The sequence below is a fragment of the Actinomadura sp. WMMB 499 genome, assembly GCF_008824145.1.
GTDB lineage: Bacteria > Actinomycetota > Actinomycetes > Streptosporangiales > Streptosporangiaceae > Spirillospora.
The window spans coordinates 255,270-269,844 of record NZ_CP044407.1; the positions used below are offsets into that span (position 1 = coordinate 255,270).

The following is a 14,575-nucleotide window of genomic DNA, read 5'->3' on the forward strand; positions in this document are numbered from 1 at the left end:
GCGCCCAGGGTTCGTGAACCACAGCTCCGTCGCCGCGGGGAGCATCGCCGTCACCGCGCGCAAGCCGCTCAAGGACGCGGCCGAGCGGGTGCTGGGCCGGCTGTGGATCGACCGGGTCCCGGCCCGGCTGGCCGCCGGGGACCCGACGCTGTGGCCGTCGGCGGCCGCGGCGGAGGCCGAGGGGCGGCGGCTGTGCGCCCCCGCCCGGCCGGGCCCCGGCCGGGACGTGCCGGAGCGGGTCGCCGAGCTGCGGCGGAGCCTGTTCGAGGACGCGGCCGGGCTCGCGGCGCCGTCCCGGATCGTGCTGATCGGGCAGGGTGCCGTGGTGCGCGCCGCCGAGGCGATCGTCCGCACCGCCGGGGCGGACGCGCCGGACGGGCAGGGTGACCAGGATGAGCGGGGCGCCCCGGCCGCGCCGCCGGCCGTGCTGCCGCTGACCGTGCTGGACGGCCCGGAGCCCGGCCCGCTGGCCCGCCTCGCCGCCGACCCGGCGGGTCTCGCGGGAACCGTGGCGGTGGTCGCCGGGGACGATCCGGGCACCGACACGCTCCGCCGCGTCCTGCTGGACCTGATGCGCGACGCGGGCGTGCCGCCGGAGGACGCCGGTCGCCGGTTCGTCGTCGTGGCCGCGCCGGACTCGGCGGCGGCCAAGGCGGCGGCGGAGGCGGGGCACCCGCTCGTCGAGGCCCCGGCGCAGACGGCGTTCGGAGCGCTGTCGCCGTACGCGCTCGTCCCGGCGGCGCTGGCGGGCGCGGACGTGGCGGCGCTGCTGGAGGCGGCGGCCGCGGAGCTGCCCGCGCTGGCCCGGCCGGAGGACAACCCGGGGCTGGTGCTCGGCGCGATCCTCGGCGGCGCGGTGCGGGCCGGCCGCGGCACGCTCGTCCTCGGCGGCTATCCGGCCGCGCTTCCGGGCCTGGACGGCTGGGCGGCGCGGCTGCTGGACGAGGCGACCGGCGGGCGGCTCGGCACCGTGGTGCAGGGCGGCGGCCTGCCCGTGGCGCCCGACCCGGACCTGTTCCTGGTGACCCTGGACGGCCGCCCCCACCAGGACGACGCCACCGTGACGGGCCCGCTCGCGGCGCAGCTCGTCGTGTGGGAGTACGCGGCCGCCGTGGCGGCCCACCTGCTGGGCCGCGATCCGCTCGCCCCGCCGCCGCGGCAGGCGCCGCTGACCCTGGACGACGGGACGGGCGACCCGGTGTTCTCCGACGGCCCCCCGGGCCGCGCGGTCGAGGTCCACACGACCGTCCACCCGCTCGCCGGGGCCACCGACCTGGAGGGGCTGCTCGAGGGGCTGGCGACGCTCGTGGGGCCGCGGGAGCGGCTCGCGCTGGTCGCCTACCTGGATCCGGACGGGACGCTCGGCGAGGGCGCGGCGGTGCGGCGGCTGGCGGCGCTGCTGGCCGCGCGCTGCGAGCGTCCGGTGACCGTGGCGTGGGGCGCCCGCGGGCCGGTGCCGGGCGCCGTCCCGCCGGACGACGGAACCGGGAATGATCAGCGCGATCGCGGCGTCTACCTGTTGGTGACGGGCAACGCCGTCCGCGACGTGCCCGTCCCGGACCGGCACCACCGGCTCGGCATGCTGCAGCTCGCGCGGGCCCTCGGTGACGCGCGGGCCGTCCGCGAGGACGGCCGGCCGGTGGTCCGGCTGCACCTGCAGGACCGCCGGGCGGGACTCGCCCGGCTGCTCGACGCCGCTAGAGGAGAGGGGTGATCCCGCCTCGACGCCACTATTTCGGTGCCGTCGGGGGACACACGGGATCAGGACGTGTATGCGTGTCTTGAGCAGGACGCCCGATGGCGGACGCCCATTCGCAGAATTCGTTGACGCGCGGACGGCGAGGGGCCGGCCGAGCGGAGAACCGCAGTGAACAGAGCACCGGCAGTCAGAGCACCGGCAGATAGAGCAGCAGTGGACAGAGCAGGAGAAGACAGGGTGCGAGCAGAGGGGGCCGCGACGTGAACGAGCCAGCCAATCCGCTCCGGGATCCGCGGGACAAGCGGCTGCCGCGGGTGGCCGGGCCGTGCGTTCTCGTGCTGTTCGGCGTCACGGGGGACCTGTCCCGCAAGAAGCTCCTCCCGGCGATCTACGACCTGGCGAACCGGGGCCTGCTGCCGCCGGGCTTCTCGCTGGTCGGGTTCGCCCGCCGGGACTGGGAGAACGAGGACTTCCGGCAGATCGCCTACGAGTCGGTGAAGGCGCACGCGCGGACCCCGTTCCGCGAGGACGTCTGGCGGCACCTGTCGGAGGGCATGCACTTCGTCCCGGGCGAGTTCGGCGACCCGGGCGCGTTCGAGGCTCTGGCGATGGCCGTCAAGGAGCTGGACGAGAGCCGCGGGACGGGCGGCAACTACGCCTTCTACCTGTCGATCCCGCCGAAGTTCTTCCCGCAGGCGGTGGAGCAGCTGCAGCGCAGCGGCCTGGCCGACCGGACGGACGGGTCGTGGCGCCGGGTCGTGATCGAGAAGCCGTTCGGCCGCGACCTGGCCACCGCGAAGGAGCTGAACGACACCGTCCACCGGGTGTTCCCCGAGGAGTCGATCTTCCGGATCGACCACTACCTCGGCAAGGAGACGGTGCAGAACATCCTGGCGCTGCGGTTCGCCAACTCGATGTTCGAGCCGATCTGGAACCGCGGGTACGTCGACCACGTGCAGATCACGATGGCCGAGGACATCGGCATCGGCGGGCGGGCCGGCTACTACGACGGCATCGGCGCGGCCCGCGACGTGATCCAGAACCACCTGCTGCAGCTGCTGGCGCTGACGGCGATGGAGGAGCCCACGTCGTTCGGCGCGGAGGCCGTCCGCGCCGAGAAGGCCAAGATCCTCTCGTCGGTGCGGGTGCCGGGGAACCTGGCGGAGTCGACCGCGCGCGGCCAGTACGCGGAGGGCTGGCAGGGCGGCGTGAACGTCCGCGGCTACCTCCAGGAGGACGGCATCCCGGCCGACTCCCGCACCGAGACCTACGCCGCGATCAAGCTGCAGATCGACAACCGCCGCTGGGCGGGCGTCCCGTTCTACCTGCGCACCGGCAAGCGGCTGAGCCGCCGGGTGACGGAGGTGGCGCTGGTGTTCCAGCAGGCGCCGCACCAGCCGTTCTCGCAGACCGACACCGAGGAGCTGGGGCAGAACGCCCTGGTGATGCGGGTGCAGCCCGACGAGGGCATCACGGTCCGGTTCGGCTCCAAGGTGCCCGGCACCTCGATGGAGATCCGCGACGTCAACATGGACTTCGCGTACGGCGAGTCGTTCACCGAGGCGTCCCCGGAGGCCTACGAGCGGCTGCTGCTGGACGTGCTGATCGGCGACCCGCCGCTGTTCCCCCGGCAGGAGGAGGTCGAGCTGTCCTGGAAGATCCTCGACCCGATCGAGGAGTTCTGGGCCGAGCGCGGCGGCCTCGACCAGTACAAGTCCGGCGGATACGGGCCCGACAGCGCGGACGAGCTGATGGCGCGCGACGGCCGCACGTGGAGGAGGCTCTGATGAACATCGACCTCGCCGGGACCTCGACCCGCAAGATCCAGGACGCGCTGACCGAGGCCCGGCACGTGATGGGCGGGCCCGCGGTCGGCATGGTCCTGACGCTGATCATCGTGACGGACGAGTCGGCGCAGTACGACGCGGTCCGCGCGGCGACCGAGGCGGCGCGCGAGCACCCGTGCCGCGTGCTGACGGTCATCTCGCGGGACCCGCGCGGCAACTCGTCCCGGCTGGACGCCGAGATCCGGATGGGCGAGACCGGGCCGGGCGAGACGGTGCTGCTGCGCATGTACGGGCCGCTCGCCGAGCACGCCGACTCGGTCGTCGTCCCGCTGCTGATGCCCGACACCCCGGTGGTGACGTGGTGGCCCGGCGGGAAGGTGCCGAAGGTGCCCGCCAAGGACCCGCTGGGCAGGCTCGCGCAGCGCCGGGTGACCGACGCCTACGCCGCCCGCGACCGGCTCGGCACCCTCGCGCAGCTCGCCACCGGGTACCGGCCGGGCGACACCGACTTCACCTGGACGCGGGTCACGAACTGGCGGTCGCTGCTGGCGGCGGCGCTCGACCAGGACCACGACGAGATCGGTTCCGGCGAGGTCATGGCCGAGCCGGACAGTCCGAGCGCCGAGCTGCTGGCGGCGTGGCTGTCGGTCCGCCTCGGCGTGCCGGTGGACCGCACGGTGTCCGAGGGCCCCGGCATCACCGGCGTCCGGCTGCGGACGGCGTCCGGCGACATCGTGATCGACCGCCCGGACGGCCGCGTCGCCACGCTGTGCCGCCCCGGCCAGCCGGACCGGCAGGTGTCGCTGATGCGGCGCCCGATGGCGGAGCTGCTGGCCGAGGAGCTGCGGCGGCTCGACCCCGACGAGGTGTACCAGGAGGCGTCGGCACGGTTCGCCAAGGACCTCGCGGGCTCGGCGGGGGACACGGCGTGAGCCGCCCCGAGGTGCTGGTGCACGCCGATCAGGACGACCTCGCCGGGGCGGTCGCGGCGCGGCTGGTGTCGGCCGTCGCCGCCGCGCAGGCCGAGCGCGGCGACGCCTCCATCGTGCTGACCGGCGGCGGCGTCGGGACGGCCGTGCTCGCCGCGCTCGGCGCGGCCCCGGCCCGCGAGTCGATCGACTGGCGGCGCGTCGACGTGTGGTGGGGCGACGAGCGGTTCCTGCCGTCCGGCGACGCCGAGCGCAACGAGACGGGTGCGCGGGAGGCCCTCCTCGACCGCGTCGACCTGGACCCGGCGCGGGTGCACGCGATGCCCGCGTCCGACGGCCCGGACGGCGATGACGTCGAGGCGGCGGCCGCGCGGTACGCCGCCGAGCTGGCCGCGGCGGTCGGCGGGAGCGGTCCCGTGCCCGCGTTCGACGTGCTGATGCTCGGCGTCGGGCCGGACGCGCACGTGGCGTCGCTGTTCCCCGGCATGCCGGCGCTGGAGGAAGGGCGTCCCGTGGTCGCGGTGCGCGGCGCTCCGAAGCCGCCCCCGATCCGGATCTCGCTCACCTTCCCCGCCTTGCACGCGGCGCGGGAGGTGTGGGTGCTGGCGTCCGGCGAGAGCAAGGCCGGGGCCGTCCGGCTGGGGCTCGCGGGCACGGGCACGTCCGAGGCTCCGGTCGCGGGCGCGCGCGGGCGCGAGCGGACCCTTTTCCTGCTCGACCGGGCGGCGGCGTCCGAACTGTGACGCGGGCACTCCCGCGCCCCCGGCGACCCGTGTGACGGGCGGGGGCGCGGGAATGATCCCGGTCATGCAGAAGCTCTCGTTGGACGCGCAGGCCCGCAACCTCCTCAAGCAGGCGTCCGCCGCGGCGTCGGGCCGGGCGGCCGAGACCGTCCACGGCGGGCACGAGCACGTGCTGCGGCAGACGCTGATCGCGCTGACGGCCGGGACGGGGATGTCCGAGCACGAGAACCCCGGCGAGGCCACGGTGCTGGTGCGGTCCGGGCGCGTCCGGCTGCTCAGCGGCGACGAGGCCTGGGACGGCATCGGCGGCGATCTGCTGATCGTCCCGCAGGCGCGGCACGCCCTCGAGGCGCTGGAGGACTCGGTCGTCCTGCTGACCGTCGCCAAGCTCGGCTGAGCCTCGGGGGCCTACCAAAGTCGATCGGCCGGGCGACCTGCGGCCACTGCCCGCCGGGCGCCCGGCGGCTAGCGTGGTGCGCGTGAGTCTCCGCAGGTCCGTACGCGAGTGGGCGCGCGACATCGCCGTCACGGCGTGCGCGCTGATGATCGGTCTCCTGGTGCTGGCGGGCGCCCGGGACACCTACGGGCCGGTCACGGGCTGGGAGGACGTCAAGGAAGCGGTGCTGAGCGGCATCGGCATGCTGGCGCTGCTGCTGTTCCGCCGGAACCGGCCCGTGGGAACGGCGCTCTTCCTCACCGTGTGGGGCCTCACCAGCTCGGTGTCATGGGGCGCCACCGCGATGGCGGTGTTCAGCGTCGCCGTGCACCGCCCCTGGCGGTCCGCCTTCCTCATCGCGGGACTGAACTGCGCGCTCATCCTCGTGTCGTTTCTCGCGCTCCCGGCCGACCTGACCGCGCGCGAACGGCTGGAGTCGGTCGTCGTCTTCGTGCTCGGCTACATGCTGATCGTCGCCACCGGGATGCTCGTCCGGTCGCGGCGGCAGCTCATCGTGTCGCTGCGGGAGCGGGCGCGGCAGGCCGAGGAGGGGCAGCGGCTGCGCGTCGAGGAGGCCCGCCATCTGGAGCGCGAGCGGATCGCCCGGGAGATGCACGACGTCCTCGCGCACCGGATCTCGCTGCTGGCGGTGCACGCGGGCGCGCTGGAGTTCCGCCCGGACACGCCGCCCGAGCTCCACGAGGCCGTCGGGATCATCCGGCGCGGCGCCTACGAGGCGATGGAGGACCTGCGGCAGGTCGTCGGGGTGCTGCGCGCCCCCGGGGACGGCGCCGAGGCGGAGCGCCCGCAGCCGACGCTCGCGGACGTGCCGGCGCTGGTGCGGGAGGCGCGGGCGGCCGGGGCCCGGATCGAGCTGGACGACCGCGTGCCCGACCCGGCGGCCGTCCCCGACCGGGTCGGGCGGCACGCGTACCGGATCGTCCAGGAGGGGCTGACGAACGCCCGCAAGCACGCGCCGGACGCGGCCGTCCGGGTCACGCTGGACGCCGGGGCGGAGCTGACGGTCGAGGTCGACAACGCGGTCACGCCGGGCCGGGAGTCGGCGCTGCCGGGCGCCGGGGCGGGCCTGGTCGGCCTCGGGGAGCGGGTCGCGCTGCTGGGCGGCACCCTCCGGCACGGCGTCGCGGGGGGCCGCTTCCGGCTGCGCGCCCGCCTGCCTCTGTGAGGACGCGTGTGAGAATGCCCGCCCCCGTGAGCACGCATGGCGCCTCCGGCCCCGGGCATGGGGAGGGACATGGCTTCAGAGTCCGCCGCGCGGCCCGTCCTGGAAGAGCTCGACCGGGCGGAGTGCCTGCGCCTCATCGCGCCGGGCGGCATCGGCCGGGTCGCCTACGACGACGGGGAGGGCCCGACGGTCGTCCCGGTCAACTACGTGGTCGACGGCGAGTCGGTGATCTTCCGGACGTCGGAGTCGGCGCGGCTGAACCGGAGCCTGCTGGCGCTCGTGCCGAGCGGGCAGGTCCGCGCCGCGTTCGAGATCGACCGGTTCGACCCGGTGACGCGGGAGGGGTGGAGCGTCCTGCTGCGCGGGGGCGCGCATGCGCTGTCGGACGAGGAGCGGGAGTCCGCGATCAGGGTCGAGCCGTGGGCTCCGGGCGAGCGCGGGGCCTGGTTCTGCCTCGCCGCGACGGAGATCAGCGGGCGGCGGCTGCACCGGTCCTGAGGCGTGCTCCGGCCCCGTAGGGTGACGGGATGGACTCCATCCGCGTGCTCATCGTGGACGACGACGCGCTCGTCCGGGCCGGGCTGTCGATGATGCTGTCGAGCGCGGGCGATCTGGACGTCGTCGCCGACGTCGCGGACGGCGCCGAGGTGGTGCCCGCGGTGAACGAGCACCGCCCCGACGTGGTGCTGATGGACATCCGGATGCCGCGGCTGGACGGGCTGGCCGCGACGGAGCTGCTGCGGTCCCGCCGCGAGCCGCCGGAGATCATCATCCTGACGACGTTCGACACCGACGACCACATCGTGCGGGCGATGCGGTCGGGCGCGAGCGGTTTCCTGCTCAAGCACACCCCTCCCCCGGAGATCGTCCACGCGATCCGGCAGGTGGCCGCCGGGGAGCCGATGATGTCCCCCACGGTCCTGCGGCGGCTGATGTCGTACGCGGCCGGTTCCGGGGTCGATCCGGCCCGCGACCGCGCCCGCGGGCTGCTCGACCGCCTCAGCGGCGGCGAGCGGTCGGTGGCGCTGCTCGTCGGGCGGGGCCGGACGAACGCCGAGATCGGCCGCGAGCTGTCGCTGAGCGTGGCGACGGTCAAGGCGTACGTGTCCCGCCTGCTGACCAAGCTCGAGCTGAACAACCGGGTGCAGATCGCGCTGCTCGTCCACGACGCCGACCTCGGGGAGTAGCTCGGGAGCGGTCAGCCGCGCGGCTTCAGCGGGACGTGCGGCAGGAGCAGCGCGACGGCGAAGCCGGCGATCAGCAGCGGCACCGCCGCGAGGAACGCGCCCGAGAACGCGTGGGCGAACGCGGCGGCGACGCCGTCCCGGACGGGCGCCGGGAGCGTGCCGAGGACTTCGGGGCGGACGGTGTCCCGCAGCGGCGGGACGTCCCCGGGCACCCGGCCCGCGGCCTCCGCCGCGAACCGGTTCGTCACGATCGCGCCGAACACGGCCGTTCCGGCCGCCGTGCCGAGCATCCGCGCGGCGAACACGCCGGAGCCCGCCGCGCCCAGATCGCGGGGCGGCGCGGCGTTCTGCGCGATCAGCACCACGACCTGCTGGGACAGCCCGGCGCCGAACCCCAGTACCGCCATGAACAGCCCGGCCGCGAGCATGCCGGTCTCCGCGTCCATGCCCGCCAGCAGGGCGGCCCCGGCGGCGCTGACGGCCATGCTCGCGGCGGGCAGCCGGCGGTAGCGTCCGGTCCGCGCGATGTACCGCCCGGCGATCAGCGATGACGCGAGCAGGCCGAGCATCATCGGCAGCACCAGCAGGCCCGAGGACGTCGCGTCCGCTCCCCCGACGACCTGGAAGAACATCGGCAGGTACGTGGCGAGCCCGAACCCGGTCGCGCCGCCGACGGCGGCGACGGCGCAGGCAACCGCGAAGGATCGGTCGCGCAGCAGCCGCGGCGGCACCACCGGTTCGGCGGCCCGCCGCTCGGCGAGCGCCCACGCCGCGAACAGGACGGCCGCCGCGCCCGCGAGGCCGAGCACCACCGGCGACGTCCAGGCGTGGCGCGTCCCGGCCCAGCCCGTGAACAGGGTGAAGCAGGTGACGGCCGCGCCCAGCAGCACGATGCCGAGGTAGTCGACGCGCGGTTCGCGGTCGGGTTTCGGCAGCCGCAGGAACGCCACGACGGCGGCGGCCGCCGCGACGCCCAGCGGCAGGTTGAGGTAGAAGGCCCAGCGCCAGGACGCGTGGTCGGTGAGGAGACCGCCCAGAAGCGGGCCGGCGACGGTCGCGAGCGCGAAGTTGATCGCCGAGTAGCCCTGGTAGCGGGCGCGCTCGCGGGGCTCGAACAGGTCGCCGGTGAGCCCGAACATCGAGCCCATCAGGCAGCCCGCCCCGGCCCCCTGCACCACCCGGAAGGCGATCAGCCACGCCATGGACGGCGCCGCCCCGCACGCCGCCGAACCGGCGAGAAAGGCGAGCAGGCCGATCAGGTAGACGGGCTTGCGGCCGAACAGGTCGCCGAACCGTCCGGACAGCGGCACGGTGACGCTCGTCGCGAGGATGTACGCGGTGGAGACCCACGCGAGCCGGTCGGCCCCGCCGAGGTCCCCGGCGATCGCGGGCAGCGCCGTCGCGAGCACCGTCGCGTCCAGCGCGGACATCAGGCCCGCGAGCATCAGCCCCGCGAACACCAGCTTCCGATGCCGATGAGACATACGTCCACCCCACATTCACATGCTTAAGTCACATGGATGCTAGACGCATATACATGAGCGATGCAACGGTGGCGTTACACTGGCCGACCATGAGCGAGGACGCCCTCAACGCCGTCGAACGGAGCATGGTGCGGTTGCGCCGCGGGATGTCCCGGCAGCGGCTGGGCAGGGCGGCGATCCGGGAGCACAACCTCCCCGTGGACGTGCAGGTCCTGCACGTGGTCGACATCGTCGACGAGGGCCCGGACCGGCCCGGCCAGGAGGTCAGCGTCGGCCTCGTCGCCACCCGCCTCGGCGTGGACGCCTCGCGCGGCAGCCGCATCGTCGCCGAGGCCGTCAAGTCCGGCTACGTCCGCCGCGTCGCGTCCCAGGAGGACGGCCGCCGCATCCACCTCGAACTCACCGACGCGGGCCGCACGGTCGTCGAGGCCACCCGCCGCACCCGCCAGGAGCACTTCGCCAACGCGATGCGGACCTGGACCGACGCCGAGCGCGCCGAGTTCGCCCGCCTCCTGGACCGCTTCGTCGACGGCTACGACGGCTGAGCGAGTCCGTCCGCCGTCCTCGACCGGGCGGTGGTGAGTGGTGCCGGCTGGCGGCAGGGCCCCGCCGGCGTGCGCGCGGGCCGACACGCGCCCGCGACGCCAGCCCCCGCGGGAGCCGGGCACCGGGACCGGGCCGGCGTACCGCGCGGGTTGCGGCCGGGCGCCGCCGCGTACACCCCTGGTTGCGGGACGGGTCGCACCCGAACGCCGAGCCGCCGCCCCCGAACCGCCGTCTAGGCTGATCGCATGGGTGCTCGCCGGCGTCTCCGTCCCCGCCACGGCCGCCTGACGGACGAGGCGCTCGCCGCCGCCGTCTCCGTGGTGGTCGTCGTCGGCAGCCTGCGGTCGGTCATCGGCTCGCGGGAGGAACCGTGGGCGCAGACCGCGCTCGGCTGGGCGCTGATCGTCGTCGTGTGCGGGTCGCTGTTCGTCCGCCGGCTGCCGCTGGCCGCCGCCGTCGTCTCGGTGGTCGCGACGGGCGTCTACTACGTCTTCAGCACCTACGACGGGCCGCTGATGATCGCGCCGATCCTGGCGGTGTACCTGCTCGCGTCCAAGGGACGGCTGCAGGCGGCGTCCGGGATCGCGGCGCTGATCGTCATCGGCACCGCGCTCGGTACGCTGTCCGGCAACGGCGACGTCAACGGCGTCGCGCTGTTCATGCTGGCCGGCTGGGTGGTGGCGATGGTGGCGCTGGGCTGGGTGCGGCACAGCCGCCGCGCCTTCCTGGCCGAGGCGGAGCGCCGCGCGGCGGGCGACGAGCGGCTGCGCATCGCCCGCGAGCTGCACGACGTCACCGGGCACCACATCTCGCTGATCAACGTGCAGGCGGGCACCGCGCTGCACCGCTTCCACCGCGACCCGGCGCAGGCCGAGGCGGCGCTGGCGGCGATCAAGGAGACGAGCCGGGAGGCGCTGCGGGAGCTGCGCGCGACGCTCGGCGTCCTGCGGCAGGCCGACGAGGACGTGCCCACCTCGCCCGTCCCCGGCCTGGACCGCATCGGCGAGCTGGCCGGGCCCGCGCGGGCCGCCGGCCTGGACGTCCGCACCCGGATCGACGGCGCGGACGGCACCGGAGCGCCGGTGCCCACCGAGGTCGGGCTGGCCGCCTACCGCATCGTCCAGGAGTCCCTCACGAACGTGGTGCGGCACGCGGGCGCCGCGAACGTGACCGTCCGCGTGGAGCGCGGCGCCCGGGAGGTGCTGGTCGAGGTGGCCGACGACGGGCGCGGCGCCGCGCCCGGCGAGGACGGCGCCCCCGCCGTCCCGGGCAACGGCATCCTCGGCATGCGCGAGCGCGCCCGCGCGCTCGGCGGCGATCTCACCACGGGCCCCGGCCCGGACGGCGGACACCTGGTCCGCGCCCGCCTCCCGTACCGGAACGGAGACCATCGATGATCAAGGTCCTGCTGGCCGACGACCAGCGGCTGGTGCGCGCCGGATTCGGCTCGATCCTCGACGACGAGGAGGACATCACCGTCGTCGGGGAGGCCGCCGACGGCGAGCGGGCGGTCGCCGCGTGCCGGGAGCTGCGCCCCGACGTGGTGCTGATGGACATCCGGATGCCCGGCATGGACGGCCTGGAGGCGGCCCGGCGGATCGCCGAGGACCGGCGGCTGGACGACGTCCGCGTCGTCATCCTCACCACCTTCGACCTCGACGAGTACGTCTACGGGGCGCTGCGCGCGGGCGCCACCGGGTTCCTGCTCAAGGACACCGAGCCCGAGGAGCTGATCCACGCGGTGCGGGTCGCGGCGCGCGGCGACGCGCTGATCACCCCGTCGGTCACCCGGCGTCTGATCGCCGAGTTCGCCGACCGGGTCACCGCGCCCGCGCCCGGCCCGCGGCTGAACGCGCTCACCGACCGGGAGCGCGAGGTGATGCTGCTGGTCGCGGCCGGGCTGAGCAACGACGAGATCGCCGCGAAGCTCGTGCTGAGCCCCGCCACCGCCAAGACGCACGTCAGCCGCATCATGACGAAGCTGGACGTGCGGGACCGCTCGCAGCTCGTCGTCCTGGCCTACGAGTCGGCGATGGTCAGCCCCCGCTGGATGAGCGACCGGCAACCGGGGCGGTAGTCCGGCGCGCCCCGCGCAACCCGCGTGGTAGCGCGGATGCCCGCCGCAGGCCGATGCCGGGCGGGGTGCCGCGCCCCGAACGTGGGTGCCATGACATCGACTGCGAGCAAGAAGGCCGGTGCGGCGCTCGCCGGCTTCCTCGTCGGCGGGGCGGCCGGGTTCGTCCTGACCGAGGCGATCGCCGCCTTCTTCCACTTCGTCCTGGACATCACCCTCGACGTCGAGGGATACCCGGTGCTGCTGGCCCTGTTCCTCGGCCTCCCGTTCCTCGGCGCCCTCGTCGGCGCGTTCACCGGCACCCGCGTCGCGGACCGCCAGGCGGGGCGGTGACCCGGATGCACGCGAACACCACCGAGGCCCGTGCGGGTTCGCCGGACTCGCGTCCGGGCGTCTTCGGGCGGCTGGCGTCCTGGGCGCAGCGGCACCGCTGGGGCGCGCTGCTGCTGTGGGTCGTGGTCGTCGCCGGGATCACCGCCGGCTCCCAGCTGGCCGGCAGCGCCTACCACAACGACTTCTCGCTGCCCGGGACCGATTCGCAGGCCGCGTCCGACCTGATGGAGCGGCACGGTTCCGTGCAGGGCGGCGCCACCGTCCAGATCGTCATGCAGGACGAGCGGGGCGTCCGCGGCGACCAGGCGGTCATCGCGCCGATGCTGGAGGAGGTGCGCGGGCTGCCGAGCGTCGCCCAGGTCGGCGGCCCGTTCGACCCGCGCGGCGGCGGGGGCCTGGCCGAGGACGGCACGATCGGGTACACGACCGTCACCCTCGACGGCTCCGCCGAGGACGTGCCGAAGGAGCACGTCACCGAGATCATGGAGACCGCGCAGGGCGCCGAGGGAGACGGGCTGCGGGTCGAGCTCGGCGGTGACGCCGTCCGGGGCGCCGAGGAGGGCGGCGGCGGCGCCGCCGAGGGCGCCGGGATGCTGGCCGCGCTGGTGATCCTCGTGTTCCTGTTCGGTTCCCTCGTCGCGGCGGCGCTGCCGCTGGCCACCGCCCTGTTCGCGGTCGGCGGCGCGATCGGGCTGATCGCGCTGGCCTCGCACGTGTTCACCGTCGCCGACTTCACCCCGCCGATCATGATGCTGATCGGGCTCGGCGTCGGCGTCGACTACGCGCTGCTGATCTTCTACCGATTCCGGCACGAGCTGATCCGCGGCGCCGAACCCGCCGCGGCGACCCGCACCGCGCTCGACGCGGCCGGGCGCACCGTCTTCTTCGCGGGCTGCACCGTGATCATCGCGCTGCTCGGCCTGATCGTGCTCGGGCTCGGCGCCCTGCAGGGCGTCGCGCTCGCGGTCGCGCTGACCGTCCTGATGACGATGGCCGCCGCGCTGACCCTGCTGCCCGCGCTCCTCGCCGTCTTCGGCGGCCGCATCCACCGGCACGTCCGCAAGCGCGCCCACAAGGTGCGGGACGAGCGGTGGCGCCGCCTCGGCGCCGCCGTGCAGCGCCGCCCGTGGCCCGCGCTGCTGATCCCGGTCGCCCTCCTGCTCGGGCTGTCGGCGCCCGCGCTCGACATGCGGCTCGGCTTCGCCGACGCGGGCAACGAGGCCCCGTCGTCCACCAGCCGCCAGGCGTACGACCTGCTCGCCGAGGGCTTCGGGCCCGGCTTCAACGGGCCGCTGATCGTGGTCACCGAGGGCGCGCCCGCGAACCTGAGCGAGACCCTCCAGGGCGCGCCCGGCATCGCCTCGGCCACCCCCGCGTTCCCGTCGTCCGACGGCCGGGCGCACACCGTGATCGCCTACCCGGAGACGTCCCCGCAGGACGAGCGGACCGCCGACCTCGTGCACACGCTCCGCGACGACGTCCTGCCGTCCCTGTCCGACCGGACCGGCGCCGAGTACCTGGTCGGCGGGCCCACGGCCGCCGCGCAAGACTTCGCCGACTCCGTCGCCGAACGGATGCCGCTGTTCGTCGCCGTCGTCGTGGGGCTGTCGGCCCTGCTGCTCATGGTGGTGTTCCGGTCGCTGCTGATCCCGCTCAAGGCGGCGGTGCTGAACCTGCTGTCGATCGCCGCCGCGCTCGGCGCCATCACGCTCGTCTTCCAGGACGGGCGGTTCGGCGCCCAGCCGGGCCCGATCGAGTCGTTCGTCCCGGTGATGATCTTCGCGATCGTGTTCGGGCTGTCGATGGACTACGAGGTGTTCCTCGTGTCCCGGATGCACGAGGAGTGGGAACGCACCCGCGACTCGGCGCACGCCGTCCGGGAGGGCCTCGCGGCGACCGGCAAGGTCATCACGGCCGCCGCGGCGATCATGATCGTGGTGTTCGGCGCGTTCGTCCTCAGCCCGGACCGGATGCTCCAGCAGTTCGGCCTCGGCCTCGCCGTCGCCGTCCTCCTGGACGCGCTCGTCATCCGCTGCCTGATCGTCCCCGCGATCATGCGGCTGCTGGGCGACCGCGCCTGGTGGCTCCCCGCGCCCCTGGCCCGCGCGTTCCCGAAGGTCGCTCTCGAGCGCCCCGAGTCCTGACGTCCCGTCCCGCGCGGGCGCTCGCGA

14 protein-coding genes are annotated in these 14,575 nt (G+C 75.0%); 13 read left to right on the top strand and 1 reads right to left on the bottom strand.

The annotated features are described in order from the left end of the window. Positions 1–13 precede the first annotated feature (13 nt). The 8 genes from F7P10_RS01220 to F7P10_RS01255 all read left to right on the top strand — a co-directional run bounded on the left by F7P10_RS01220 (position 14) and on the right by F7P10_RS01255 (position 7,967). Complete coding sequence (locus F7P10_RS01220) at positions 14–1,714, top strand: glucose-6-phosphate isomerase (RefSeq protein WP_151007669.1); 1,701 nt, start codon at positions 14–16, stop codon at positions 1,712–1,714. A 245-nt stretch (positions 1,715–1,959) separates the two neighbouring features. Further along, positions 1,960–3,486 carry a glucose-6-phosphate dehydrogenase gene (gene zwf, locus F7P10_RS01225; protein WP_151007670.1) on the top strand — a complete coding sequence of 509 codons (1,527 nt, stop codon included), beginning with the start codon at positions 1,960–1,962 and terminating at the stop codon, positions 3,484–3,486. Beyond that, positions 3,486–4,418, top strand: a complete 933-nt coding sequence (opcA, locus tag F7P10_RS01230) for a glucose-6-phosphate dehydrogenase assembly protein OpcA (RefSeq protein WP_151007671.1) — start codon at positions 3,486–3,488, stop codon at positions 4,416–4,418. Before zwf ends, opcA begins: the two co-directional genes overlap by 1 nt. Beyond that, positions 4,415–5,158, top strand: a complete 744-nt coding sequence (gene pgl, locus F7P10_RS01235; RefSeq protein ID WP_151007672.1) for a 6-phosphogluconolactonase — start codon at positions 4,415–4,417, stop codon at positions 5,156–5,158. The genes opcA and pgl overlap by 4 nt, the downstream gene beginning before the upstream one ends. A 64-nt stretch (positions 5,159–5,222) precedes the next feature. Continuing rightward, complete coding sequence (locus tag F7P10_RS01240) at positions 5,223–5,555, top strand: cupin domain-containing protein (protein ID WP_151007673.1); 333 nt, start codon at positions 5,223–5,225, stop codon at positions 5,553–5,555. 82 nt (positions 5,556–5,637) lie between these two features. After that, positions 5,638–6,780, top strand: coding sequence for a sensor histidine kinase (locus F7P10_RS01245; RefSeq protein WP_151007674.1), 1,143 nt, complete (start codon positions 5,638–5,640; stop codon positions 6,778–6,780). Between the two features lie 69 nt (positions 6,781–6,849). Continuing rightward, positions 6,850–7,278, top strand: coding sequence for a pyridoxamine 5'-phosphate oxidase family protein (locus F7P10_RS01250; RefSeq protein WP_151007675.1), 429 nt, complete (start codon positions 6,850–6,852; stop codon positions 7,276–7,278). Between the two features lie 29 nt (positions 7,279–7,307). Next, positions 7,308–7,967 carry a response regulator transcription factor gene (locus F7P10_RS01255; protein WP_151007676.1) on the top strand — a complete coding sequence of 220 codons (660 nt, stop codon included), beginning with the start codon at positions 7,308–7,310 and terminating at the stop codon, positions 7,965–7,967. Positions 7,968–7,978: 11 nt separating this feature from the next. Here the strand turns inward: F7P10_RS01255 and F7P10_RS01260 are convergent, their stop codons facing one another. Then, positions 7,979–9,451 (bottom strand): MDR family MFS transporter, encoded by a 1,473-nt coding sequence (locus F7P10_RS01260; RefSeq protein WP_176611261.1) that lies wholly within the window; start codon positions 9,449–9,451, stop codon positions 7,979–7,981. Positions 9,452–9,540: 89 nt separating this feature from the next. Between F7P10_RS01260 and F7P10_RS01265 the strand changes: the two genes are divergently transcribed. From F7P10_RS01265 to F7P10_RS01285, 5 genes are all read left to right on the top strand, one after another. Then, positions 9,541–9,996, top strand: coding sequence for a MarR family winged helix-turn-helix transcriptional regulator (locus tag F7P10_RS01265; protein ID WP_218040321.1), 456 nt, complete (start codon positions 9,541–9,543; stop codon positions 9,994–9,996). A 246-nt stretch (positions 9,997–10,242) separates the two neighbouring features. After that, positions 10,243–11,394, top strand: a complete 1,152-nt coding sequence (locus F7P10_RS01270; protein ID WP_151007679.1) for a sensor histidine kinase — start codon at positions 10,243–10,245, stop codon at positions 11,392–11,394. After that, positions 11,391–12,074: a response regulator transcription factor gene (locus F7P10_RS01275; protein ID WP_151007680.1), complete on the top strand. Its 684-nt coding sequence runs from the start codon at positions 11,391–11,393 to the stop codon at positions 12,072–12,074. Before F7P10_RS01270 ends, F7P10_RS01275 begins: the two co-directional genes overlap by 4 nt. 90 nt (positions 12,075–12,164) lie before the next feature. Further along, positions 12,165–12,404, top strand: a complete 240-nt coding sequence (locus F7P10_RS01280; protein ID WP_151007681.1) for a hypothetical protein — start codon at positions 12,165–12,167, stop codon at positions 12,402–12,404. A gap of 5 nt (positions 12,405–12,409) precedes the next feature. Beyond that, positions 12,410–14,548, top strand: coding sequence for an MMPL family transporter (locus F7P10_RS01285; protein ID WP_151017758.1), 2,139 nt, complete (start codon positions 12,410–12,412; stop codon positions 14,546–14,548). Positions 14,549–14,575: the final 27 nt, after the last annotated feature.